Annotated in this window: 19 protein-coding genes and 1 tRNA gene; 11 read left to right on the top strand and 9 right to left on the bottom strand. The window is 71.8% G+C overall.

Going from position 1 to position 23,359, the window contains the following annotated elements:
* Window positions 1-16: 16 nt before the first annotated feature.
* Entirely contained in the window at window positions 17-1,009 is a 993-nt protein-coding gene (locus A3G1_RS0104590; RefSeq protein ID WP_018348289.1) for a hydroxyacid dehydrogenase, read from the bottom strand.
* A 238-nt stretch (window positions 1,010-1,247) separates the two neighbouring features.
* On the opposite strand from A3G1_RS0104590, the gene A3G1_RS0104585 reads away from it, so the two are divergent.
* Genes A3G1_RS0104585 through A3G1_RS0104575 form a run of 3 tightly spaced genes read left to right on the top strand, consistent with a single transcriptional unit; the run spans window position 1,248 to window position 4,743 of the window.
* Window positions 1,248-2,144, top strand: a complete 897-nt coding sequence (locus A3G1_RS0104585) for an ABC transporter permease (protein WP_018348288.1) — start codon at window positions 1,248-1,250, stop codon at window positions 2,142-2,144.
* On the top strand, window positions 2,141-3,022 hold the full coding sequence (locus tag A3G1_RS0104580) for a carbohydrate ABC transporter permease (protein WP_018348287.1): 882 nt from the start codon (window positions 2,141-2,143) through the stop codon (window positions 3,020-3,022). Before A3G1_RS0104585 ends, A3G1_RS0104580 begins: the two co-directional genes overlap by 4 nt.
* 59 nt (window positions 3,023-3,081) lie before the next feature.
* A complete protein-coding gene (locus A3G1_RS0104575) occupies window positions 3,082-4,743 on the top strand; it encodes a type 2 periplasmic-binding domain-containing protein (protein WP_018348286.1) in 1,662 nt (553 codons plus the stop codon).
* A gap of 43 nt (window positions 4,744-4,786) precedes the next feature.
* Here A3G1_RS0104575 and A3G1_RS0104570 read toward each other — a convergent pair whose 3' ends face one another.
* Window positions 4,787-5,860 (bottom strand): LacI family DNA-binding transcriptional regulator, encoded by a 1,074-nt coding sequence (locus tag A3G1_RS0104570; protein WP_018348285.1) that lies wholly within the window; start codon window positions 5,858-5,860, stop codon window positions 4,787-4,789.
* A gap of 77 nt (window positions 5,861-5,937) precedes the next feature.
* Between A3G1_RS0104570 and A3G1_RS33145 the strand changes: the two genes are divergently transcribed.
* Together A3G1_RS33145 and A3G1_RS0104560 are read left to right on the top strand one after the other, a co-directional pair.
* A complete protein-coding gene (locus A3G1_RS33145; protein WP_083936748.1) occupies window positions 5,938-7,698 on the top strand; it encodes a DUF2264 domain-containing protein in 1,761 nt (586 codons plus the stop codon).
* 11 nt (window positions 7,699-7,709) lie between these two features.
* Window positions 7,710-8,801, top strand: coding sequence for a glycerate kinase (locus A3G1_RS0104560; RefSeq protein WP_018348283.1), 1,092 nt, complete (start codon window positions 7,710-7,712; stop codon window positions 8,799-8,801).
* Here the strand turns inward: A3G1_RS0104560 and A3G1_RS0104555 are convergent.
* From A3G1_RS0104555 to A3G1_RS0104545, 3 genes are all read right to left on the bottom strand, one after another.
* On the bottom strand, window positions 8,794-9,045 hold the full coding sequence (locus A3G1_RS0104555) for a hypothetical protein (protein WP_018348282.1): 252 nt from the start codon (window positions 9,043-9,045) through the stop codon (window positions 8,794-8,796). The genes A3G1_RS0104560 and A3G1_RS0104555 overlap by 8 nt on opposite strands.
* A gap of 135 nt (window positions 9,046-9,180) precedes the next feature.
* Window positions 9,181-9,861, bottom strand: a complete 681-nt coding sequence (locus tag A3G1_RS0104550; protein ID WP_018348281.1) for a response regulator — start codon at window positions 9,859-9,861, stop codon at window positions 9,181-9,183.
* Entirely contained in the window at window positions 9,858-11,063 is a 1,206-nt protein-coding gene (locus tag A3G1_RS0104545) for a sensor histidine kinase (protein WP_018348280.1), read from the bottom strand. The genes A3G1_RS0104550 and A3G1_RS0104545 overlap by 4 nt, the downstream gene beginning before the upstream one ends.
* A gap of 140 nt (window positions 11,064-11,203) precedes the next feature.
* Between A3G1_RS0104545 and A3G1_RS0104540 the strand changes: the two genes are divergently transcribed.
* Complete coding sequence (locus A3G1_RS0104540; protein WP_018348279.1) at window positions 11,204-11,887, top strand: ABC transporter ATP-binding protein; 684 nt, start codon at window positions 11,204-11,206, stop codon at window positions 11,885-11,887.
* Window positions 11,884-14,190 (top strand): ABC transporter permease, encoded by a 2,307-nt coding sequence (locus tag A3G1_RS0104535; RefSeq protein ID WP_018348278.1) that lies wholly within the window; start codon window positions 11,884-11,886, stop codon window positions 14,188-14,190. Before A3G1_RS0104540 ends, A3G1_RS0104535 begins: the two co-directional genes overlap by 4 nt.
* Window positions 14,191-14,249: 59 nt before the next feature.
* Here A3G1_RS0104535 and A3G1_RS0104530 read toward each other — a convergent pair whose 3' ends face one another.
* Entirely contained in the window at window positions 14,250-15,011 is a 762-nt protein-coding gene (locus A3G1_RS0104530; RefSeq protein WP_018348277.1) for a hypothetical protein, read from the bottom strand.
* A gap of 84 nt (window positions 15,012-15,095) precedes the next feature.
* Complete coding sequence (locus tag A3G1_RS0104525) at window positions 15,096-16,067, bottom strand: ArsR/SmtB family transcription factor (protein WP_018348276.1); 972 nt, start codon at window positions 16,065-16,067, stop codon at window positions 15,096-15,098.
* 85 nt (window positions 16,068-16,152) lie between these two features.
* On the opposite strand from A3G1_RS0104525, the gene A3G1_RS0104520 reads away from it, so the two are divergent.
* Both A3G1_RS0104520 and A3G1_RS41320 read left to right on the top strand, forming a co-directional pair.
* Window positions 16,153-17,133, top strand: a complete 981-nt coding sequence (locus A3G1_RS0104520) for an aldo/keto reductase (protein WP_018348275.1) — start codon at window positions 16,153-16,155, stop codon at window positions 17,131-17,133.
* Window positions 17,134-17,181: 48 nt separating this feature from the next.
* A complete protein-coding gene (locus A3G1_RS41320) occupies window positions 17,182-18,594 on the top strand; it encodes an SMI1/KNR4 family protein (protein ID WP_018348274.1) in 1,413 nt (470 codons plus the stop codon).
* Here A3G1_RS41320 and A3G1_RS0104510 read toward each other — a convergent pair.
* Both A3G1_RS0104510 and A3G1_RS0104505 read right to left on the bottom strand, forming a co-directional pair.
* Window positions 18,584-20,308 carry an alpha/beta fold hydrolase gene (locus A3G1_RS0104510; RefSeq protein ID WP_018348273.1) on the bottom strand — a complete coding sequence of 575 codons (1,725 nt, stop codon included), beginning with the start codon at window positions 20,306-20,308 and terminating at the stop codon, window positions 18,584-18,586. The genes A3G1_RS41320 and A3G1_RS0104510 overlap by 11 nt on opposite strands.
* 56 nt (window positions 20,309-20,364) lie before the next feature.
* On the bottom strand, window positions 20,365-20,919 hold the full coding sequence (locus A3G1_RS0104505) for a TetR/AcrR family transcriptional regulator (RefSeq protein ID WP_018348272.1): 555 nt from the start codon (window positions 20,917-20,919) through the stop codon (window positions 20,365-20,367).
* 108 nt (window positions 20,920-21,027) lie between these two features.
* On the opposite strand from A3G1_RS0104505, the gene A3G1_RS40315 reads away from it, so the two are divergent.
* Together A3G1_RS40315 and A3G1_RS0104500 are read left to right on the top strand one after the other, a co-directional pair.
* Window positions 21,028-21,156, top strand: a tRNA-OTHER gene (locus A3G1_RS40315).
* Between the two features lie 59 nt (window positions 21,157-21,215).
* A complete protein-coding gene (locus A3G1_RS0104500) occupies window positions 21,216-23,357 on the top strand; it encodes a TerD family protein (RefSeq protein WP_018348271.1) in 2,142 nt (713 codons plus the stop codon).
* The last annotated feature ends 2 nt before the right edge of the window (window positions 23,358-23,359 follow it).

Below are 23,359 nucleotides of genomic sequence, written 5' to 3'. Positions count from 1 at the left end.
AGGCGAGGGTGGGGGCTCAGGCGAGCCGGGGCAGGTCGGCGAGGAGTACCTCGCCCAGCAGCGGCTCACCGGCGACGAAGCGTTCCGCCTCCGCCGTCGCGTACGCGCCGAACCGCCGCACCTCGGTGCCCTGCACCCCGGCGACGTGCGGGGTGATGAGGACGTTCGGCAGGGCGAACAGTGGGTGCCCCGCTGGCAGCGGCTCCGGATCGGTGACGTCGAGGATCGCGTCGAGCCGGCCGGTGGCGCACTCAGCGAGCAGGGCGCCGGTGTCGATCAGGCTGCCACGGGCGGTGTTCACGACCAGCGCGCCGTCTGGGAGAAGCGCCAGCCGAGCGGCGTTGACGAGATGCCGGGTCGATGGCAGCTGGGGGGCGTGCACGGTGAGCACGTCGCTGCGCCGGCACACCTCGTCGAGGCTGAGCACACGCGCGCCGAGCTCGGCGGCGTCGGCGGCTGACAGGTAGGGATCGGCGACCAGTACCTGGTATCCGGTGGCCACCAGCCGGCGGATCACGCGACGCCCGATCCGGGACGCCCCGACGACGCCGACCACCCGGCCGTCAGCACCCGGGCGCTCGTGCAGCTGGGGATAGTGGCCCTCGGCGTACCGGCGGGCCAGCGGGAACGCGCGCTTCACGCCGAACGAGATGGCCGCGGCGGTGAAGTCGGCGACCGGGTCGGCGTTGGCGTCTGCCGCCGAGGACACCGCGATTCCCCGGTGCCACACCTCCTCGGTGAGGTGCCCGCGTACCGACCCGGCCGCGTGGATCACCGCCCGGAGCCGGGGGGCCGCGTCGAGCACCGTGGCGTCGATGGGCTGGCAGCCCCAGGACGTGAACAGCACGGTCACGTGCGCGAGCCGGGGGTCGTCGAGCGCCAGGACCTCGGTGCCGCCGCCGAGCAGGTCCAGCCGGGTGCCGAGGCGGGCCAGCAGCTCGCCAGGGAACGCCGCGGGCAGCACCTCGGGCTGCATGGCGAACGCGCCGACCGGATGGTGAGGGGTCATAGGGGCGCTCCTTAGTAACCGGTTTCCTTGCCTCTCGCACTGTAGACGCCGTGCTCTGGGGCGGTCAACGGATGACCTTATGGCGAATGCTTGACCCCGGCGTGGTAACCGGTTTATGTTCTGCCTCACCAGCAAGAAGGGAGGGGCCATGGCTGTCGGTGCTGCGACTCGCCCCCCGGCGCAGCGGGGACAGGAAACCTCAGGTCCGGTTCATACCGTTAAGAGGAATAATGTGCCCATGTGGCGCCGCTTGGTAAGAGACCGGTTACTGTGGCTGTTCCTCCTGCCGGGGCTCGCGTACTTCCTGATCTTCCATCTGGGCGCGGCCCTCGGCATGGGCATCGCCTTCACCGACTACTGGCCCGGCGGCGGGATCGGCGAAGCCTCCTGGACCGGGCCCGGCACCTTCGGGCGGATGTTCGGCGACCCCGACTTCTGGCACGCGGTGCTCAACACGCTGGAGATCTCACTGCTCCAGCTGGTGTTCTTCTTCCCGGTCCCGCTGGCGCTGGCGCTCCTGCTGCACAGCCTCACGTCCACGACGGTGAAGCGCTTCGTGCAGAACGTCGTGTACCTGCCGCACTTCATCTCGTGGGTGATCGTGGTGGCGGTGTTCCAGCAGATCCTCGGCGGAGCCGGAGTGCTCAACGGCTTCCTCGCCGACAACGGCATGCACACCATCGACATCATCGGCAACCCGGACGCGTTCAAGCCGCTGCTGGTCGCCCAGATCATCTGGAAGGACTCCGGGTGGGGCACCATCATCTTCCTGGCGGCTCTCAGCCAGGTGGACGACACGCTCTACGAGGCGTCCGTCGTGGACGGTGCCGGGCCCTGGCGGCGGTTCTGGCACGTCACGCTGCCGAGCATCCGGCCGGTGATCGTGCTGCTGCTCGTGATGCGCCTCGGTGAGATCCTCTCGGTCGGCTTCGAGCAGGTCCTGCTCCAGCGCGACGCCGTCGGCCCGGCCGCGGGCGAAATCCTCGACACCTTCGTCTACTACAAGGGCATCGTCGGCGGCGACTTCCCGTACGCGGCGGCCGCCGGCATCTTCAAGGGCCTGGTCGGCGCGGTCCTGGTGTACGCGGCCAACAAGATCGCCCACCGCCTCGGCGAACAGGGGGTATACCGATGAGCCGCCCAGCGTGGAGCGAGAAGCCCGGCCCGGTCACCGTGACGGCCAAGGCCGTGGCGCTCACCGTGATCTGCCTGCTCGTCACCGTTCCCTTCCTCGTGGTCGTGGCGACCAGCCTCGCCAGCCCCGAGGAGGTCACGGCGAACGGCGGCTGGGTGCTGTGGCCGCAGCACCCGACCCTGGACGCCTACCGGGAGATCTTCCAGGGCGGCCAGGTCACCAGGGCGATCGGCGTCAGCGCCGGGATCACCATTGTGGGCACGGCCGCGAGCCTGACGGCCACGACGCTGCTCGCCTACGCCCTGAGCCGCCCCCAGCTCGTCGGCGGCCGGAAGATCATGCTGGGCATCCTGTTCACGTTCCTCTTCCCACCCGGCATGATCCCCGCGTTCCTGGTGGTCAAGGAGCTCGGCCTGCTCGACAGCTACGCGGCGCTGATCGCACCGGTCCTGGTCAACGTGTTCAACCTCGTGATCATCCGGGGCTTCATCCAGGGCCTGCCCGCCGAGCTGTTCGAGGCGGCGCGGCTGGACGGCGCGAGTGAGTGGAAGGTGCTCCGGCACGTCGTCGTCCCGCTGTCCAAGGCCGTGCTGGCTGTCGTCGGGCTGTTCTACGCCGTCAGCTACTGGAACGCCTGGTTCCACGCCTCGATCTACATGTCCGACGCGAAGTGGCCGGTGCAGCAGCTGCTCCGTACGTACATCATCTCCGGAGCCCAGCTGGCCGACCCCTCGGCGAGCGAGGCCGGGATGGTCTCTGCCCCCGAGACCGTCCGGATGGCGGTGCTGGTCATCGCGATCATCCCCATCGTCGTGATCTACCCCTTCGTGCAGCGCTACTTCGTCAAGGGCGTGCTGACCGGAGCCGTGAAGAGCTGACCGCCGTACCCCCTCGTCCCCGGCACAGCCGTAGAATTTTTCCGAAAGGACCGAGTCCGATGTCCGCTGAAATCAGCCGCCGATCCCTCTTACGCGCCGCCGGCCTGGCCGCTGGCGCCGTGGCGATCCCCTCCGCGCTCGGTGCCTGCGGTGACGGCGCCAAGTCCGGGGTCGGCAACGCCGGAGCCCAGCTCGCGCCGTGGCCGACGTACAAGCCAGCGAAGATTCCTGCCCCGGATCTGGCGGGCAACGCCAGCGGCCTCCAGCACGGGTACACCAAGTACCCGGCGAATCTCGGCACGGCGACCAGCGGCGTCCCGGGCGACGGCTCGAAGGTCCGCGCCGTGGTCATCACGTACGGCACACCGCCGGCCCCGAAGGAGACGAACAAGTTCCTCCAGGCCATCAACGCCGCGCTGGGTATCAACCTGGAACTGACCGTCATCCCCGACGCCGACTACCAGGCGAAGATGGCGACGCTGATGGCCGGCGACGACCTGCCCGACCTGATCAACTTCGGTGGCGGGTACGTGCTGCCGCGCGAGGCGGAGTTCGTGGCGAGCAAGTTCGCGGACCTGTCGGAGCACCTGTCCGGCGACGCCGTGCTGGCGTACCCGAACCTGGCCAGCATCCCCGGCTACGCCTGGAAGGGCATGGGCCGGATCAAGGGCCGGATCATGGGCGTGCCGGTCGAGCGCCCGGCCACCGGCAGCCTGCTCTACGTCAACCGCCAGCTCTGGCAGGGCGCGGGCCTGGCGGACAAGGCGGTGTCCGACGGCTGGACGAAGGCGGAGTTCTTCGCGGGCGCCAAGGCCCTGTCCAAGGACCGCCGGTACGCCCTCGGCGCGAGCAAGGCCGGGTTCTTCGGCTTCCAGGTGCACTGCGGGGCGTTCGGCGCCCCGAACCTGTGGAAGGTCGAGAACGGGGCCTTCACGCCGACGTACGCCACGGAGGAGTTCAAGCAGGCCCTGCTGTTCATGCGCGACCTCCAGTCGGCGGGCGCGTACTACCCGGACGCGATGACCGTGTCCCAGGTGGACGCGAAGACCCAGTTCGCCGGGCAGACCACCGCGAGCATCACCGACGGTTTCGGCGCGTACCAGACGCTGATCCCCGCCGCGAAGGGCGCCTACGACGTGGTGCCGGCCCTGCCGTACCAGGGCGGAGCCAGCGGTGCCAAGCAGTGGGCGAGCCGGGGCATCTTCGGGTACACGGTGATCAAGAAGGCCCCGGCCGAGCGGGTGAAGATGCTGCTGCGGGTGCTCGACTTCCTGTCGGCCTCGTTCGGCACCAAGGAGTACGAGCTGCTGCACCACGGCGTCGAGGGCACCCACTTCACGCGGAACAGCTCCGGAGCCCCGGTGCAGACCGAGACGTGGACCGGCGGCGAGAACAGGGTCAACCTGCCGGTGGGCTACCTGGGCGACGCCCCCGCGGTGCTCTACTACGCCGGCGTCACACCGGCTCAGATCACGGCGATGCACTCGTTCGAGCGGAAGACGGAGGCCGGGCTGGTGTACAACCCCGCCTTCGGGCTCACGTCCGACGCCGCCAGCCGCAGCGAGGCCGGGATCAAGAAGGCGATCACCGACGCCCTGGTCGCCTTCGTCTCCGGGCGGTCCACTGTGTCCGACTGGGACAACGCCGTGAAGAAGTACCTGGCCGACGGCGGCAGCAAGATGGCGGAGGAGTACGCCAAGGAGTACGCCGCGGCGAACTAGACGCCACCGGGGTGGTGCCCGGCGGTCAGCCGGGGACGGGAGGTCAGGCCCGTCCCCGGCTTCTTCCTGAGTCCGGCCTGGGGGCCGCGGCCACCGAGTCGCGGACGACGATGTGCGTGCCCAGCATGACGTGCTGCCTGCTCGATCCGTTGGCCTGCAGGGCCATCCGCACGGACGTACGGCCCAGTTCCTGGTGCGGCAGGTGCACAGTGGTCAGTGGCGGGTTGAGGTCCTCGGAGAACGGGGTGTCGTCGAAGCCGATCACGCTGACGTCCTCAGGGACCCGCTTGCCCGCCTCACGCAGCGCGGCCAGCGCCCCGGCGGCCACGTGGTCGTTGCCAGCGAAGATCGCCGTGAACTCCGTGCCCTGGCGCAGCAGCTCGCTGGTCCGCTCGTACCCGCTGGCGCGGACCAGCTCGCCGTGCGAGACCAGCGCGGGGTCCACGGGCACCCGGTAGGCGGTGAGCGCGTCGCTGTACCCCTGGATGCGCTGCTCGCTCGTGGTGAGCCCGGCGAACCCGCCGAGCATCGCGATCCTGCGGTGCCCGTGGGAGAGCAGGTGCGCGGTCGCGGCGAACGCCCCGCCCGTGTTGTCGTACTCCACGGTGATCGCGGGGATGTCCCTGCCGAGCGATGGCCGGCCGCACAGCACGAGCTTGGAGCCGGCCTCGGCGAGCCCGTGGGCGTAGCGGCTCATCCGCTCCAGGTACTCCTCGGACTCGAAGACGCCGCCGACCAGGATCACCGCGTCGGCGTGCTGTTCCCGCATCAGCTTGACGATCTCCAGCTCGCGGTCGGGGTCGCCGTGGGTGGTGCACACCAGGCACAGCCGGCCGGCCTCGGTGGCCTGCTGCTCGACGCCGCTGGCGATGTGCGCGAAGAACGGCGAGGTGGTGTCGTGCACGACGATCGCCACGATCTTCGAGGTGGTGCCGGACAACGCGCGGGCGTGCGCGTTGACCACGTAGTCGAGGTCGCGCACGGCGCGCTGGATGCGGGCCCGGGTCGCCGCGGCGACCGGGTAGTCCCCGGCGAGGGTGCGGGAGACGGTGGCGACCGACACCCCTGCGGCCTTGGCCACGTCACGGATGGTGGGGCGCTTCTTCGGCTCGCTCAACGGATCTCCTCGTGGTGGCTGGCAGACCTGATGGTAACACTTGTGTAAGCGGTTACTGTCCTCGTAGTCTGCCGGGTATGCCTTCCTTGCAGCAGCTCCACGGCGACGTCACCCCTGGCAGGGACGGCTGGTCCCGTGCGCTGGTCCAGCTGGCCGCCCCGGCGGCCCGGACGGCGGCGAGGGGCCCGGGCTGGCAGCCGGTTACGGCGAGCAACCACGATCCGGGAGCGACCTGGCTGGAGCTGGTGGCCCGGCCGCTGTGGGGGCTGGCCGCGCACGCGGCCGGGGGCGGGCGGGCCGAGGAGCAGTGGCACCAGATCCGCGCGGCGCTCACCGCTGCCGTCGACCCGGCCCATCCCTGGTACGTCGGGCCGCCTGGCGATCACGACCAGCGCATCGTGGAGTCGGCCGCGATCGGCTACGCCATTGCTGCTGCGGGGCACGAGCTGTGGGATCCGCTCACGGGCGCGGAGCGGGACAATCTGGCTGCCTGGTTGCTCGCCGCTAGCCGCGCGCGGCATGTGGACAACAACTGGCATTTCTTTCCGGTACTGGCAGCAGCGGGCCTCCAGTCGGCAGGCGTACCGGTCGACACGAAGCTGATCACCGGACACCTGGACCGGCTGGAGGAGTTCGCGCTGCCCGGCGGCTGGTACTCCGACGGGCCAGGGATGAACGGCCACCCGGCCCCGCGCGACTACTACGTACCTTTCGGCTTCCACTTCTACGGCCTGCTGCTCGGCAACCTCGGGGTACTCGACGCCGGCCGGGCCGACCGGTTCCGGGAACGGGCGGTGACCTTTGCGGGTCAGTTCCGGGACTGGTTCGCCGGCGACGGGGCTGCGCTCCCGTTCGGGCGCAGTCTCGCGTACCGGCTCGGCCAGGGTGCTTTCTGGGGGCTGCTGGCGGCCACGGACACCGAAGCGCTGCCGTGGGACGAGGCGCGCGGGCACGCCGAACGGCATCTCGCCTGGTGGTGGCGCCAGCCGATCGCCGCTGAGGACGGGGGGCTCACCGTCGGGTACGCCTATCCCAACTCGGGCGTGGTGGAGCAGTATGTCGCGGCCGGATCGCCGTACTGGGGAACGAAGTTCTTCGCCGCCCTCGCCGCCGCACCCGGCCATCCCTTCTGGAGCGGGCAGCCAGCGCCTCCGCCAGCCCGCGAGACGGTGAGCGTGCAGCCGGCAGCGGCCATGATCCTGGCGAGGGACGCAGCTGGTGACGTCGTCGCCCTCAACGGCCAGCACTCTCCGGGCTGGAACGCGCGGGGGAGAGCTGCCAAGTACGCGAAGTTCGCCTACTCCACGCTGGCCGGGTTCAGCGTGCCGGCCGGCGGGCCGGATCTGGAGTCCGGCGCGTTCGACAGCACGCTCGCCCTGAGTGAGGACGGAATCCACTGGCGCGCCAGGACCGGAGGCGAGACAGAACTGGACGGGGACACCCTCGTCATCCGCTGGAGCCCTTTCCCTGACGTACAGGTCGAAACGCGGCTGTCGCATGTGGACGGGTCCCATCGCCGGACGCACACCATCGTCACGGGACGGCACCTGCACACGGCTGAGGGTGGCTTCTGTGTGCCCTGGCTGACCAGAGATCTGCCTGACCTGCCCTCTGTTCCCGGTTCGGCGCGGGTGACCGGTGGCGGCATGACGAGCGAGATCACGGACGAGGCGGGCAGCCGGCGAGCTGTGATCGGTGAGCCGATGCCCGGCTCGCACGTGCTCTTCCCCCGCACACTCCTCCCGGCGCTGCACGCAGGCCTTGCGCCGGGTGAGCACACGCTGACCTGCGTCGTGTCGGTACGCCGCGACGATCCTGACAGCCACCGTCTCCAGTGAGGCTTCCCGTCATGTCCTCCCTGCACGTCGTGATCGCGCCGGACTCGTTCAAGGGCAGCATCGCGGCCCGGCCAGCCGCCGAGGCCATCGCCGCCGGCTGGGCGGCTGCCCGGCCCGGCGACCGGATCACGCTGATCCCGCTCGCGGACGGCGGCGAGGGCACGGCTGACGTGATCGCCTCTGCCGTACCGGGGTCCGTCTGGCACGAGGTGCCCGGCGTACGCGGCCCGGACAGCCGCCCCGTGGACGCCCGCTGGCTGCGCCTGCCCGACGGCACGGCTGTCGTGGACCTGGCCACGGCGTCCGGGCTGCCGCTCATGGGCAGCCCCGGCCCGCTCGGCGCGCACACCTTCGGCCTTGGCCAGGTGATCAGCGCGGCTCTCGGCACCGGCTGCCGTGCCCTGGTCATCGGGCTCGGCGGGTCGGCATCCACCGACGGCGGCACCGGGCTGCTCGCGGCCCTCGGGGCACGCTTCCTCGACGCGGAAGGCCGTGACCTGCCGCTGGGCGGCGAAGCGCTGGCGGACCTCGCGCGGATCGACCTCACGGGACTGCGCCCAGCTCCGGCCGGCGGGGTCACCTGCCTCACCGACGTGCGGAGCCCGCTGTGCGGCCCAGCCGGAGCGGCGGCCCTCTTCGGCCCGCAGAAAGGTGCCGGCCCTGACGAGATCGCCGCGCTCGACCATGCCCTGGCCGTCCTCGCGGCGCACCTCGGCGGCGATCCGCAGCAGCCAGGTACCGGGGCGGCGGGCGGCACGGGCTACGGGCTGTCCGCCGGATGGGGAGCGCGGCTGGAGCCGGGAGCCCGGGCGGTGGCCGCACTCGCCGGGCTGCCCGCCGCCCTGGCGGAGGCCGACCTGGTGATCACCGGAGAAGGCTGCTTCGACGCGACCAGCCTGGCCGGGAAGGTGGCGGGGACGGTGCTCGGCCTCGCGGCGGAGACCAGGACCCGGGCCGCGATCGTCGCAGGGGTACTGGGCGCTGAGCCGCCGTGCCCGGCCGTCGCACTCGCCCACCTGGCCGGCTCGGCCTCCGCCGCGATGAACGACCCGGCGCGCTGGCTGTCCGCCGCAGGAGAGCACCTGGCGCGAGCCACTACTTGACCATCGGTTCGTCCTCACCGTCGCTGCGCGCTGCCTCCCTGGCCGCCCGGGCGGCGCGGATCTCCGCGAGCAGAGCCTCGGCGCTGGCCGCACGCCTCCTGCGCGTCCACCAGGCGAGCAGCGGGGCCAGCGGTAAGGGGGCAACGAGGATGCCGACGGGCAGCCAGTTGCGCTGCAGGATCGACGCCACGAGCACCCATTTGAAGACGAATGCCCACAAGCCCAGCGCGGTTGTGTACGCCACGCGATAACGTATCCCAGAACTCATGATCGACCAGAGCCACAGTGGATCACGCGGGTTCCGCCAGACACGCACACGTAGATCATGTGTCATCGATCTGTGACCTGCGGGCGCAAACCGGTCGCCGCCGGCAGTCCGCTAGGGACAGTTCTGGTCGTTCCCGATCCGTACCAGGCCCGTCTCGTACGCGGCGATCACCGCCTGGACCCTGTCCCGGGCACCGAGCTTGCCGAGGATCCGGGCGACGTGGGTCTTCACGGTCGCCTCGGAGAGGTGGAGCTGCGCGGCCAGCTCGGTGTTGGTGTGCCCGCGCGCCACGAGGGAGAGCACTTCGAGTTCGCGGGGCGTGAGCGCCGACAGGTCACGGTGGGTGCTGGTGGCGGCGAGCCCCGGGCGGGCGAACCGTTCGACGAGGCGCCGCGTGATGGCCGGGGCGAGCAGCGCGTCGCCGGAGCGGACGAGCCGGACAGCCGCCACGAGCTGCTCCGGCGTCACGTCCTTGAGCAGGAATCCGCTGGCTCCGGCCTCCAGCGCCGCGTAGACGTACTGGTCGAGGTCGAACGTGGTCAGCATGAGGACGCGGGGTTCGCCGGGCGCGCCGGTGAGGATGCGGCGGGTGGCTTCGAGGCCGTCCAGCTCGGGCATCCGGATGTCCATGAGGACGACGTCGGGCCGGGTCCGGCGGACGGCTTCGACGGCCTCGGTGCCGTTGACGGCCTCCGCGACGACCTCGATGCCGTCCGAGGCGAGGATCATGCGGAACCCGGCGCGCACGAGCGCCTGGTCGTCGGCCACGACGACCCGGGGACTGCCGGTCATGACGCCTCCACGGGGATGGTCGCGCTGACCCGGTACCCGGAACCCACCAGCTGCCGCCCGGCCCGGAGCGTCCCGCCGTACACCGCGAGGCGTTCGCGCAGGCCGAGCAGCCCGCTCCCCGAGCCGCCACCGTTCCCCGGACCGCCCGGAGTAGAGGACCCGGTGTCGGTCACCTCGATCCGCACAGCAGAACCTCCATAGTGGACGTTGACGGTCACGGACGTGCCCGGGGCGTGCTTCACCGCGTTCGTCAGGGCTTCCTGCACCACCCGGTACGCGGCGAGGCCCTGGCCGTCCGGCACGGGGCGCGGCGTGCCGGTCACGGCGAGGTCCACGGTCATGCCCGTGTCGCGTACCCGGCCGACGAGCGCCGCGATCTGCCCGAGCCCCGGCTGCGGTTCCAGTTCGCAGCCGCCGTCCGGCGGGGCGGCGAGCAGGCCCATGACGTGCCGGAGCTCGGCCATCGCGGTCCGGCCCGAGGCCTCGACCGCCAGCAGGGCCTCGCGGGCCTGGCCGGGGGCGGTGTCCATGACGCGGCGGGCCGCGCCGGCCTGGATGACCATCACGCTGACATTGTGCGTGACCACGTCGTGGAGTTCGCGGGCGATCCGGGACCGTTCGGACTCGACGGCGCGGCGGAGTGCCTCCTCGCGTTCGCGTTCTGCCGAGGCGAGGCGCTGCTGGCTCTCCTCGGCCCGTGACCGCCACAGACGCAGGGACAGCCCGGACAGGACGACGATGGCCAGCACCATGCTGCCGACGTACTGCTCGGGGACCGTCCGCATCCCGTCCCGGGTGAAGTTCCAGGCCAGCAGGGTGAGCATGGCGACGCTGGTGATGGCCGGCAGCCGGTACGGGCTGTAGCGGGCGGCGGTGTACGCGGCGATCACGCTCGCGTAGTACATGACCCGGGGAGTGCCGGCCACGACCGTCAGCCCGAGCAGGAACACGAGCCACAGCACTGTCAGCGGGTACCAGCGGCGGACCGCGAGCAGCCCGCACACCGCCAGCAGCACGAGCACGTACCCGGCGGGCGGCATGGAGTGGCCGAACTCGGCCAGGTCGCTGATGTACTCGAACCCGGCCAGGAGCAGGACCAGCGCGAACACGGCGTCGAAGAGCTGACCGCGCCACGTCGGGCGTGGCCGCGGCCCCTCGGGCAGCAGCGCCTTCCACACCCGTCCGGCCAGGTCGTCTCGCATCCGGCAATTATGGGCGGCCCGCAGAAGGCCAGCATCAGCCTCAGGACTACGCCGGGAGGATGACGCTGGCCGGATACGGTACGCGAAATCCGCCCGCTGGCCGGCGCAGCGCACACGGGCCGGTCCCTACCGTCGCCTCCATGTCCATCATCGAGTTTCGCGGCGTGAGCCGCCGGTACGACGAGAACGACGCGGGCCCGCCCGCACTGGACGACGTGACGCTGGCGATCGAGCCGGGTGAGGCCGTCGCGGTGCTCGGCCCCTCGGGCAGCGGCAAGTCCACCCTGCTCAACCTGGTCGCCGGGCTCGACCGGCCCGACTCGGGCACGGTCACCGTCGCCGGGGTGGACCTGGGCGGGCTGAATGAGGCGGCCTCCGCCCGGTACCGCAGGGCGCACATCGGCATGATCTTCCAGTTCTTCCACCTGCTCGACGACCTGACCGTGGCCGAGAACGTCGTGCTGCCCGCGCTGCTGGCCGGTCAGCAGCGGGCCGAGGCGCGCCGCCGCTGCGCGGCACTCCTGGAGACCCTGGGTATCGACCGGCACGCCGCCGCGTACCCCAGCAAGCTGTCGGGTGGCCAGCGGCAGCGGGTCGCCATCGCCCGTGCGCTGATGAACAAGCCTGCCGTGCTGCTGGCCGACGAGCCGACCGGCGCGCTCGACAGCGCCTCCGGCGAGGACGTCGGCAAGCTCCTCACGGAACTCAACGCCGAGGGCCAGACCCTGGTCCTGGTCACGCACGACGAGTCGCTGGCCGCCCGGTGCGCGACGCGGACGATCCGGCTCGCCGACGGCCGCGTCCAGGCGGAGGCCGCCCGATGAGCGGTCTCGGCCGGGTGGTGCGCGCCGGGGCTGCCCGGCGGCGGGTGCAGACCGTCATCATCGGGCTCGCCACCTTCATGGCCGTCACGTCGGCGGTCCTCGGCGGCTCGCTCCTGGTCGCCTCCACCGGGCCGTTCGACGACTCCTTCACCAGTCAGCACGGCGCGCACCTCAGCGTGCTGCTCGACGGCACGAAGACGGCAGGCACGCCGAACCTGGCCGGCGTCACCGAAACGTCCGGCCCGTTCCCGGTGGTCGTCCAGGCCCCGCACATCGACCCCGGCGGGAGCCTGCCGCCGCTGACGATCGTGGGCCGGCCTCAGCCGGGTACAGGAATAGACAGGGTTTCCGTGGTCGAGGGCCGGTGGCCATCCGGGCCGGGTGAGATCGCACTCGCCGAAGGTGCGCCGCTCGGGGCGGTCATGACCTTCCCAGCACTGCCCGGCAAGCCGTCACTCACCGTGGTCGGCCGCGCCCGCTCCACCAGCCAGACAGCCGCCGCCTGGGTGCTCCCCGCTGCCATCCCGGCACTCACCACCCCCGGCACAACCCCCAACACTCAGATTTTGTACCGGTTCGGGGCCCCCACCTCCTCCACACTGGACGAAGCCGCGGCGGCGATCACCGCCACCACCCCGCCCGGCACCCTCCTCGGCAGCCAGTCCTGGCTCGTCCTGAAGGCGGCAGCCGACCGCAACACCGCGCTGTTCGTGCCGTTCCTGGTCGCCTTCGGCCTGCTCGGGCTGGTCATGGCCGTGCTGAGCATCGGGGGCGTGGTGGCCGGCGCGGCCGGTGCCGCGACCGGCCGGATCGGTGTCCTGAAGGCGATCGGCTACACGCCGGCCCAGGTCGTCCGGGGTTTCCTCGGCCAGGCCCTGATCCCGGCGGCGATCGGTACTGCCCTCGGCACGGCAGCCGGGCACGCCATCGCGATCCCGCTGCTCCAGTCGACCAGCGAGGTCTACGAGACCGCCCCGGTCGCCATCACCTCCTGGGTGGACGTGATAGTCGCCGCCGGCGCACTGGTACTGGTCACGCTCACCGCCACCGTCGCGGCGCTCCGCGCGGGCCGGCTCCGTACCGTGGACGCGCTGTCAGCCGGCCGTACCACCTCACGGGACCGGGGCCGGACCGCCGCCGTGCTCGCCGCCCGCGTGCCGCTGCCGCGCCCGGTCACCCTCGGGCTCGGCCAGCCGTTCGCCCGGCCGGGCCGGATGGCCGCGATGCTGGCGACCGTCGTGTTCGGTACGGCGGCTGTCGCACTCGCTGTCGGGCTCGGCGCGTCGATCAGTGTCATCGAGAAGGCTCGGCTGCACGACTCCGCCGCGATCGCCGTCGGCCCGTCCGGGCCCCGACGGCAGGGACCGTCACCTGCCGACGGCCCGCCCCTCGACCAGGTCACCCAGGCCGTCACGGCGCAGGCGGGTACCGGAGCCTGGTATGGCATCGCCGAAGTACCGTCCACTGTGGCCGGTGTGCCGGGCGTCGTGGAGGCGCTCGGGTTCACGGCTGACGCGTCGTGGGCCGGATACGAGATGACGGCCGGCCGCTGGTTCCGCGAGCCGGGGGAGGGGATCGTGCCGACCCCGTTGCTGACCGCGTCCGGTACGAAGGTCGGCGGCACGATGACGCTCACCATCAACGGCAGGTCCGTCCCGATCCGGGTCGTCGGCGAGGTGTTCTCCACGCGCCACGACGGCATGCAGGTCTTCACGAGCCTGGGTACCCTGCTGCCGGCGCAGCCGGACCTGCGGCCCAGCGAGTACCGCATCGACCTCGCCGCCGGCGCCGACCGTGAGGCCTACTCGGCGGCACTCACCACGGCCCTGAAACCCCTCGGCCTGGAAGCCCGGCCCAACCAGGCCGGCAGCAGCGAGGTACTGCTCGCCCTCAACGCCCTCACCGGCCTGCTGACCGCGATGCTCGTCGCGATCGCCGCCCTCGGGGTACTCAACATGGCAGTGCTCCAGACCCACGAGCGCGTCCGGGACCTGGGCATCCACAAGGCACTCGGCATGACCCCCCGCCAGGCGGTCACCGTCGTGCTGTCCTCGGTACTCCTGATCGGCCTGGCCGGCGGGGCCCTCGGCACGCCGGCCGGGGTGGCACTGCACGGCGTCATGATGCCGGCGATGGGCGACCAGGCAGGCATCACCCTGCCAGTGGCCGTCCTCGACGTCTACGAACCCTGGCTCCTGGCGCTCCTGATCCCCGGCGGGCTCGCCATCGCCATCCTCGGCGCACTCCTCCCGGCAGGCTGGGCAGCCAGGCTGCGCACAGCCACCGCCCTCCGCACGGAGTAACCACCTGGCCGTGGCTGTCCCCGCCCCCCGTCGGCCGGGGACAGCCACGACGGCAGGGGTTACCGGAGCTGGACGGTCCAGCCGTCGGCGAAGACGCCGGGGCTGACCGGGCGTTCCGAGACGACGCAGACGTCCTCGCCTGGCCAGAACCAGCCGGCCGACCGGGCGATCACCTGCCAGACGTCGAGGTCAGCGTCGAGGACGGTGCCGTAGCCGGCCAGGCCGAGCCTGCGCCACACGTCGTAGTAGGCGATCCAGTGGGCTTCCTGCTGGCCGTACCAGCACACGGGCCGGTCCGGCCCGAGAGCACGCCTGGCCGGCAGGTAGAACCCGTGCGCCAGCTCGTCGAAGAGTGCCTGCCTGACGTGCTGCCGGACGATCTCCGCGAACGGCAGCCCGTACGCGAGGGCCTGCTCGGCGTTCATCCTCGGCAGCTTCTCGCCCTTCTTCCGCCGGGGCGGAGGCGGGTCGAACCGGGCCGGGGAGGGGATCTGGTCGTCCAGTGCGCCCCTGAGCCGGGCGACTGCCGCCGCCAGGTCACTGGCCAGCGGCGGGACGCCGTCCCGGGGCGGGGACACGATCCAGCGATACAGATCGTCCAGTGTGGGCAGATCCGACACCAGCGGCTGAGCCTCACGCGGCGAGGCGACCCAGGCGAACCGGGGCCGTGGCCTGCCCAGCCTCGCGTACAGCTGGGTCAGTGCGGACTCTGCGGCTGGCTGGTCGGCGGGAGTGCAGGCGCGGCCGAGGTATGACCATTCGTCGCGGATCTCGGAGGCCTGCTGCCAGTAGGCGGCACGATCGTGCCGCAGGGCCGTCATGCGGCCTGGGCGCGTACGCCCTTTCGTACGGTGTTCATCACGCCGGGGATCATGTCAGACCCTTTCCGTACCTGGCAACCCCGTTCACGCACCGGCCGCCAGGCTCTGCCCGAGTGGCGTACGGGCGTAGCACAGCCGCCGGCCGACGCGCCGTGCCGCGACCAGTCCCGCGTCCCGCAGCGTCGTGAGGTGGTGCGAGGCCGTCGCGGGGGCGAGGCCGAGCGCCTTGGCCACGCCGCCGGTACTGTCCGGCTCGGCCAGCAGGGTCAGCACGGCGGCGCGGGTCGGGCCGAGCAGCGCGGCGAGCGCCTCGGACGGGGCGGGTACCGGCTGGTCCCAGAGCCGGCCGAGCCCGTGCGGCGGGTACCAGAGCGCCCGGCCGTCCGGCGCGTTCATCACCGTGTGCACCCACGGGCCGGAGAACCCGGCTGGCATCAGCGTCAGCGGGTGACCGTCCAGGCTGGACTCACGATCGGCCACAGTGGCCAGCCGCAGCGCGGATCCGTCCCAGGACAGGCCGGGGTGCAGATCCGTGACCAGTGCCCGGGGACCGTGCTCGACAGCCCGGGCGGCGCGCTGGGCCAGCTCGGCCTCGACGGCGGCGCGCAGCCGTGGCCAGTGCGGGGCGACGGCCACGGCGAAGTACCGGCGGATGTCGGTGACCAGCTCGGCCAGCCCGCCGGCCGGGTCGGTCGCGAACCGCCCGGCCTCTGGCGGTGCCTCGGTACCGGCCCAGCCAGCCGCCACCTCCATCGCCACCCGGTCGAGGGGCGTGGCGGCGATCTCGGCCAGCTCCCCGGCGAGGGCCGGGCGGGCCACCACCGGCAGCGGGGTGAGGAAGTCCGGCACGTACCCGCCCGGCCCGCCGGTCACCGCGAGCAGCGTGCGCGGGGCCGCCTCGCGCAGCCGGGGCAGGAGGGCGGTGCGCCACGCGTCGTACATCCAGAACTTGGCGGTCCGGCGCAGCGCGTACAGGCTGGTGACGACCTCGGCCATCGGCGAGTGCCCGAACCGGACCCGGGCCAGGTCGCTGTCGGCGAACTCGATCTGGATCACCGCAGTATTCGAGCACAGTCGAACGGCTCGGTGCCACAGCTGTCCGTGCCTACGGTGGGGTCACGACATCGGAGGGGAGCTGACAGTGGAATACATCCGACTCGGCCGGACCGGCCTGAAGGTCAGCCGGCTGTGCCTGGGCACCATGAACTTCGGCTGGTCGGCCGGCGAGGCGGCCAGTCACGAGATGCTCAGCGGCGCGCTCGATCACGGCCTGAACTTCGTGGACACGTCCAACAGCTACGGCGGGCAGTTCGGCGCCGGGCTGACCGAGCAGATCATCGGCGGCTGGTTCGCGAAGGGCGGGCCGCGCGACAAGGTGGTTCTCGCGACCAAGGTGTACAGCCGGATGGGGGAGTGGCCCAACGAGGGCGGCCTGTCGGCGCGGAACATCGTCGCCGCGTGTGAGGCCTCGCTGCGCCGCCTCGGTACAGAGTGGATAGACCTTTACCAGATGCACCATGTGGACCGGGACGTGCCGTGGGAGGAGATCTGGCAGGCGATGGAGCTGCTGGTCGCGCAGGGCAAGGTGCGCTACGTGGGCTCGTCGAACTTCGCAGGCTGGCACCTGGCTGCGGCGCAGGCGGCAGCGGACAGGCGGCACTTCCTCGGCCTGGTGTCGGAGCAGTGCATGTACAACCTGCTGACCCGGCACGTCGAGCTGGAGGTCCTGCCGGCGGCGGCCGGGCTCGGCCTCGGTGTGCTGCCCTGGTCGCCGCTGCACCGCGGCCTGCTGTCGGGGGCGGTGCGCAAGGAACGCGACGGTGTACCCGGCCGCGAGCCCGAAGGGCGGTCCCGGGCCCTCGCCCAGCACCGGCCGGCCATCGAGGCGTACGAGGACCTGTGCGCTGACCTCGGCCTCGAACCCTCGGCCGTCGCGCTGGCCTGGCTCCTGGCCCGGCCGGAGGTGACCGCGCCGATCATCGGCCCCCGCACGGCGGCCCAGCTCTACGAGTCGCTCCCGGCCCTGGACCTCACCCTGGGCCGTGACGTCCTGGACCGGCTGGACGAGATCTTCCCGCCGATCGGCAAGGGCGGCCCGGCTCCGGAGGCCTGGGCCTGGTAGTCCCCGGGCGGGGCTGCGGGGACGCGTACCCTGCGGCATGATGTCCCGATGTTCGGCCGCTGGCGCAAGAAGCGCGACTTGACCCCACCACCCATCACCGTGGACCTCGGCAAGGTCCTGGTCGAGCGGATCGCCTGCCATTTCGGCGAGGCGACGATCGACGGCCAGGTCATCGACCTCGGCTTCGGCGGGCTGCGCCTGTCCTGCCGGGTCGCGGAGCTGACGCAGGCCGGCGGCGGCTACCAGGCCGCGTCGCTGTTCTTCGAGCTGTCCGGCGGGCCGCTCGGTGACACACCCGTGTTCATGTCGGCCAGCGGTTACGACACCGACCCGCACGACGCTGTCGTCCTCGGGGCCTGCAACTGGGCGTGCACCTTCGGGCCGGTGTTACAGGCGGCGTTCACCAACGCGACGCACCCCGACCTCGAAGAGCACCGGGTCACCATCGACGGCCGGGCCTACCGGCTGGTCGGCGCGATGATGGACCGGGCCATGATGTTCGGCGAGGGCGACCCCGGGCAGCTGATCGCCGACGCGCGGTCCGGGCTCGGGTTCGACCTCGCGAAGCTGGTCGCGGAGTCCGGCAGCCTGCCAGCGCTGGTCGGCCCGACCGTCATCAGCGTGTTCGTCTCCGACAGCGCGCACGGCCGGATCACCGAGGTGAAGGTCAACGGATGCGACTGGCAGCCGGCCGCCGAGACCTTCGCCGCAGCCCCAGCCGGCTCGGACAGCGGCGTCGCGCTGCTCAGGGAGCTGGCGGTGCTCGTACCGCTGGAGGAACTGCCCTTCCCGGAACGCTCCACACTGGAGCGAACCTTCGCCGGGCTCGCGGCGCGCGCGACCGGACCAGAGATGACCGCCGGCTGGCGTGGCTGGCGGGCACATGGCGGCGAGCTGGCCCCGGCTCTGAGCGCGGCGGAGCTGGACGCGCTCGACGCGGCTGTCGGCCCGCTGCCAGCGGAGTATCGGGCGTTCCTCGGTACCGTCGCCGGTTCGGGTGCGGGTCCCGGGTACGGGCTGCTGCCGGCCCGGCGGGTCGACGACCTGATCCCGCTCGCGCACGCCGGCTGTGGTGTGGTGTGGGTGCTCCGGATGGATTCCGCGCACTACGGCGAGGTGTGGTGCGACGCGGCCGGGTCGGACGAGACCTACCGCCGGGTCGCGGGTGGCTTCGCCGAGTGGTACCGGGAGTGGCTTCGGTTCGCGATCGGCCGCGAGCAGGAGTGGCTCCAGTGGGACTTCCGGTGCTGCGCGCCCGTGAACCTGTTCAGCACCATGCTCAACGAGCACAGCCCCGCCGAGCTCGCCGAGATGATCGAGCCCGGCGGGATCAGGACGACCGGCGGCGGCCGCTACGTGCCGGAAGGCTCGGCGATCGACCCCTGCCACGGCTGTGTCGGGGTCGCGCACAGGCTCGGGATGTCCGAGGACGTGTTCGCCCCGGGCGTGCTTACGGCCTGAGGCTTGCGGCCAGGGGCGTGAGCGCGCGTGCGACCTCGGCTGGGTGGCTGATCTGGGGGTAGTGCCCGGCGCCCGCGATGACTGTCACCGGGTACCCGGCCGCCGTCCGCAGGGGATCTGCCTCGCCGGCCAGGACGCTGACTGGCACCTTGAGCTGTCGCAACAGGTTCTGAGCCTCCGCACGGCGGGCCGGTGAGCTTGCTGCCCGCAGCGCGCGGACGACCCGGCGCGCTGCGCCCGGCCGGCCCAGGTTCGCTGCGGCACTGTCGGCTGCCGTGCCTTCGGGTATGCCCAGCAGCGCGGCGAGCCGGGCGGCCGGTATGCGCCGCAGTGCGGGTACCGCGAGGGGTGACCGGGACAGCAGGCTGGCGCGGTCCTGGAGGAACGCGGGTGCCACGAGCACGAGCCGGGAGATCCGGTCCGGGTGGGTGAGGGCGTAGCGGACGGCGGGTTCGCAGGCGAGGGAGTGCGCGACGAGGACGGGCCGGGACGTGACGGGCCGCATCAGCTCCTCAAGCCAGTCCACCAGGGACTTCGGCGACGGGGCTGACCGGCCGAGCCCCGGGAGGTCCGCCCGCAGCGCCGCCCAGCCCGGCTCGCCAGGCCCGGACGGGTGCAGTGCTGTGGCCACCTCCGTCCAGCTGTCGCTGTCCACGGGCACTCCGTGCAGCAGGACGTGTTCCGGGTGTTCCTGGTCGCCCGCGAGCCACGTCCCGTCGCGGAACCTGCCGGACCCGGCCGTCGCCGCCGTCCCGAACCGGCTCGCGACCAGGTGGTCGGCCCAGTCACGGAGCGACTCCTCGACGGGCGGCATCCGCAGGCCTGCGACGCGGGCGTGCGCGTCGGCCGCCGACGTGTCGTACCGGTCGTCGCTCAGGAACGTGAGCGTCTCGGGTTCGGCGCGGGTCAGGGCGCGCGGCAGCCGGCGGATGACACCGACCGGGATCTGGAGCCGGGGCGCCCGCACACCGAGGTGATCGGCGAGCAGGCGTACGAGATCGGGCAGGTTGGGCGTCGCGGGGTCGAGCACGGTGTACGACTGCCCTGCGGTCTCCGTGCGTTCCGGCAGGGTCGCGAGGAACGCCGCGAAGTAGTCGATAGTCACCACCGGCACGAAGGTGTCCCGGCCGCCGGGCAGGGCCGGAAGCCTTCCGTGCCACAGATCGGCGACGATGTCGGCCAGCCCGATGTACTGGCCGGGCCCGATCACCGTGCTCGGGTTGGCGATGGTGAGCGGCACGCCCAGCTCGGCAGCCCGGGCGGTCACCGCGATGTCGGCAGCCAGTTTGGACGATTCGTAGCCGCCCGAGGAGCTGTTCTCCTTCACCGAGGCCCGGTAGCCGGTGATGTGCACAAGCCTGCGCAGTCCCGGGCGCTCAGCCGCCCATTCGAGGACGTTCAGCGCGCCGGTGACGTTGACCTGGTACGCGGTCTCCGCAGCCAGTCCCCAAGCGAACGCGGCAGCCGAGTTGTACACGTCGCGCACTCCGTCGAACCCGGCAGCGGGCAGCCCCAGCCCGGCCTCGGTGATGTCGCAGTGGACGACAGTGAGCCGGTCCAGGCTCGTGCCCCGTGAGCTGAGCCAGCTGGTGAGCCGGGCCTCCGAGCCCGGCCGGAGCGCCGCGGCCACGTGCCGGCCCTGGCCGAGAAGTTCCGCGACCAGCGAGCGGCCGATGAACCCGGCCGCGCCGAAGACGATCGAATCTGGCGACATGCGCACTCCCTCTGTAGACCAATCTACATATTTTTTGGGTACGAAAAAGCGCCGTCCTACAGGATGGCCTTGATCGTCCGGCTGACCCGGATCAGCGGCTGCCTGCTCCGGTGGGCCCGCGCGAGCAGCAGCCCGCCCTCGATCAGTGCGAGGACGGTGGTGGCCAGGTCCTCGGCGTCCGGATGCCCGTCGGCGAGCAGCTGGTCGCGCAGCGCCGCCTCCCAGGACTGGTAGGCCTCCGAGCACACCTGCTGCACGGCGTCGTTCGTCGCGGACAGTTCCAGTGCGACGGTCGCGACCGGGCAGCCCTGGTGCCAGGCCGATCGCTCCAGCCGGTCGCCGAGCACGGCGAGCAGCTGGGAGAGCAGGTCGGCGGTGCTGGTGGCCTCCAGGCCGGTGATGAGCGCACTGATGTCACGCCCCGCCCGGCGTACCGACTCGCTGACCAGCTGGTCCTTGCCGCCGGGGAAGTGGAAGTAGAGAGAGCCGCGCGGGGCGCCGCTCTCGGCGATGACCTGGTTGAGCCCCGCTCCGAAGTAGCCGCCCGACTCCAGGAGCCGCGAGGCGGCGTCCAGCAGCCGGGTCCGCGTCTCCTCGCCCTTCTGTCCCATGCCCCGAAGAGTAGACCGGTCTTCATAATCTGGTCAAGCCGGGGCCGGGACCCCCGCGGTGTCCAATCTCCTGGCCTCGCCGGCTTCGCCCGTGCGATGATCGGCGCCGGGTCGCTAGCTCAACCTGGCAGAGCATTCGACTGCGTAGCACGCCCGCTTCCCGCCTGTGCGGTCATGGGGGTGCTTCCTTCTCCTTATTGGATCGAAGGGTTCGGGGTTCGAATCCCCGGCGGCCCACCGTGCCGGCTCCTGCGCGCAACAGTGCCAGGAGCCGGCTTTTTCGAACGGAGGACCGCGTGCTGGAGAAGCTCATCATCCAGAAGACCCTGCGCGTACCTGCGAGCACCGGCGCTCCCGGAGACGGCACGACGGTGGCCCGGCAGCTGGACGCTGCACTGCTGGAAGCCGGGTTCTCGGCGTCGCGCGCGCTGCTGGAGCACGTCGGTGGCCTGGCGCCCGGGCCGGCGCTGGACCTCGCGGCTTCCGCCGTGTCAGCGGTACGTGAGCTGGTCGGTGACCACGTCCAGCACAACGCATACTTCATCGGCTTCCCGCACGACGTCCCGGACACCGTCGAGTTCTGGATGGAGCGGCTGCGCGCGGCTGTGCTCGCCGGCGGCGGCACAGCGGCCGAAACACGTCTGCGAGACGTGAACCTGCTCGACCTGCCCGGCTACGGCACCTACCAGCACACCTACGCCGACCTGCTGGCCGTGCGCGACGAGCTGGTCGCCGCCTCCAGCGACCGGCTGACCCTGCTGCGGCTCGGCGGCACCGCCGAGGCCGAGGCTGAGCGGCTTTACCTGACCCTGGCTGGCAGCACGACCCCGCTCGGCGAAGCGGATCTCGCGATCCTCGGCGAGCTCGCCGTCGCCTGCGCTGACGGCGCGCAGCCGGACCAGCTGCCCGTGCGGGAGAACCGCGCCGTCGTCAACGGTGCCCGGCTCGCCCTCGGCCGGAGCCTGCTCGGCATGGACACGACGACCGACGTGCTCCGCCTCGCCTGCCAGGTGTCCGGCGGGGACTCTTCCCTCGCCTCGCCCACCCGGTTCCGCCCGTTCCGCCGTCCCGAGCGGCGGATCCTGATGGCCGCGCTGGACGACATCGTCCGGGCGAACCCGGCCAAGCTCGGTGACGTCGTGCGCCACTCCGAGCAGTGGAAGCGGCTCGGAGAACGACTGCACCCGCACGAGTACGCCGAGTGGCCGCACGCGAGGGAAGTGTTCGCAGTCGCGCGCGGCGAGCGGCCGGCAGACAGCATCGCGGGCCGGGCGGAGGCTGCGGTCCGTACCGGAGCCATCGGCCCGGCGGCCCGGCTGCTGTCGGCAGCCCCGGGCCTCCTCCTGCGTTCCGCTGACCGGCTGCTGCGGACGGCCTCCGCCTCGGAACAGTCCACTGTGGTCGAAGCGGTCACCGGTGCACTTGGTTCGGCGTCTGGCCGGGTGCTGTGCTCGCTGCGTGAGCACTTCGACAACCGGCTCACGCCCGCGACCGCGCGGATGTACGCGAACCGCTGGCGGCGCGCCTGGGTCGGCCCGGACGAACGGCCGTCGCTGCCCGCTGGGCTGGTCGCCGAGCTGTCGGGGCTGATCGACGCGGAGATCAGTTCCCGGCTGCCGGTATGGGACCGGCCGCTGGTGATCGATCCGCAGGTACTCGACGTCGCGCTGCCGCTGTCGGGCACGGCGTCGGAAGGCGGGTTCGGTGTACTGCCCAGGGGCTCCCGAGCGCTCGTCTCCGGGGACCTGCTGCGGTTCTTCACGTACTGGCGCCAGGCCAGCCGGCGTACCGACTACGACCTGTCGATGCTGCTGCTCGACGAGGACTTCCGCTCGGCAGGGCAGGTGTCCTGGACGAACTACCAGCACGACGGTGTGGTGCACTCCGGCGACCTCACCGAGGCTGCCAGTGGTGCCACCGAGTTCATCGACGTCCCTCTCACTGTCGGCGGGCAGTACGTGGTCCCGCAGGTCAACATCTACGCCGGCGAGTCCTTCGACGAGGTCGCCGAGTCGATGTTCGGCTACCAGGCCCGCACGCGCGACCAGCACGGTGCCCCGTTCGACGCGCGGACCGTCAGGGCACGCTCGTCCATGCGCGGCCAGGGCCGGGTCGCCCTGCCGATGGTGTTCACGAAGACCGGGCGGGGCTGGCAGGCGGTGTGGCTGCACCTGTACCTGCGGGGGACGCCGTCGTTCAACCGGGTCGAGGGCAACACCTTCAGCACGGCGGACCGGGTACGGGCACTGGTCGAACGGCGCTACCTCACCGTGTCGTACCTGGCCGGGCTGTGGCAGTCGCGGGCCGAGGTGACGACGTGGGACGGCAGCCCGATCGCCGGTCCGGTCACGTTCATCGGCATCGAGGCACCTGAGGACCTGCCGGCCGGCTCGGAGGCGTACACCCTGGACCGGCTCGGCGAACTGATCCCCGACTGAGT

The sequence above is a fragment of the Longispora albida DSM 44784 genome (assembly GCF_000379825.1).
Classification (GTDB): Bacteria; Actinomycetota; Actinomycetes; order Mycobacteriales; family Micromonosporaceae; genus Longispora; species Longispora albida.
This window is presented reverse-complemented; position numbering and strand designations above follow the sequence as displayed.